Origin of the sequence: Microbacterium sp. BF1, from assembly GCF_019279095.1 — a bacterium.
GTDB lineage: Bacteria > Actinomycetota > Actinomycetes > Actinomycetales > Microbacteriaceae > Microbacterium > Microbacterium maritypicum.
Genome location: NZ_JAGYWT010000660.1, coordinates 1 through 1,111, shown reverse-complemented (window position 1 = coordinate 1,111; position 1,111 = coordinate 1). Strand labels below are relative to the sequence as shown.

1 protein-coding gene is annotated in these 1,111 nt (G+C 70.5%); it reads left to right on the top strand.

Features of this window, described 5'->3' with window-relative positions; genetic code table 11:
- Positions 1 to 1,111 (top strand): FAD-dependent oxidoreductase (locus KZA10_RS15810; RefSeq protein WP_218683360.1); only part of this gene is annotated, 1,111 nt, incomplete at both ends.

Here is a 1,111-nt window from a genome sequence, read left to right as displayed (position 1 = left end):
CGGGCGTCGAGGCCGGCGCGCTGCTCGGTCTCGCGCTCGCCGGTGCGGTCGCGAGCGTCTCGAAGTACCTGATCGCCTGGCGTGGGCGTCACATCTTCAACCCTGCCGCGTTCGGCGCCGCCGTGGTCTCGATCCTCGGAGCGTTCGGTGCCTTCGAGTGGCTGGGCACGTCGTCGTCGTGGTGGGTCGGCACGCCGGTGCTCACGATTCCCGTGGCCGTGCTGGGCCTCGCGGTGCTGTGGCGCACCGAGAAGATCCGAGTGATCCTGGTGTTCCTCGCCGTCGCCGTGGCTACATCGGTCGTGCGGCAGGCCGTGCAAGCCGTGGAGTTCGACATCGCCTTCGACGTCGCGACGGCTCTGCAGTTCGCGCTGTTGCAGTCGCCGTTCCTGTCCCTCGGAGCGTTCATGCTGTCGGAGCCGCTCACCCTTCCGCCGCGCCGCCGGCAGCAGCTCGTGGTGGCTGCCGTCGTCGGGCTGCTCGCGGGGTGGCCGATCTCGGTGGCCGGTCTCTTCACGCTCGGTCAGGAGCGCGCCCTGCTGATCGGCAACCTGGTGGCGTTCGCCTTCGCCCTGCGCGGTTCGGTGCGGCTGGTGCTCGAACGGCGCGAGTTCGTGACCCCGACCGCCCAGGAGCTGACGTTCCGCGCCAAGGGCCGGGTGCGTTTCCTGCCGGGACAGTACCTCGAGCTCGACGTCCCGCATCACCGACCCGATGCCCGAGGGACCCGTCGGGAGTTCAGCATCGTGTCGGCGCCGGCCGATCTGCCGACGCTGCGCATCGCCTACAAGAACGGCGACCAGAGGCATCCCTCGAGCTACAAGCGTGCTCTCGCCGCGGCCGAGCCCGGTGCGACCTTCGCGGTGACCGGAACCTGGGGCGACTTCATCCTGCCCCGCGGTGAGCAGCCGGTGCTCATGGTCGCCGCCGGCATCGGGGTGACGCCCTTCGTGTCGCAATTGCGTCAGCTGCAGGCGACCGGGCAGCAGCGCGACGTGGTGCTCGTGTACGTCGCCTCCGACGCCTCCGAGCTCGCCTTCCGCGAGGAGCTGGCAGCGACCGGCGTGCGCACCGTCGACAGGACGCCTGTATCTGCGTTCGCCGCGGCGAG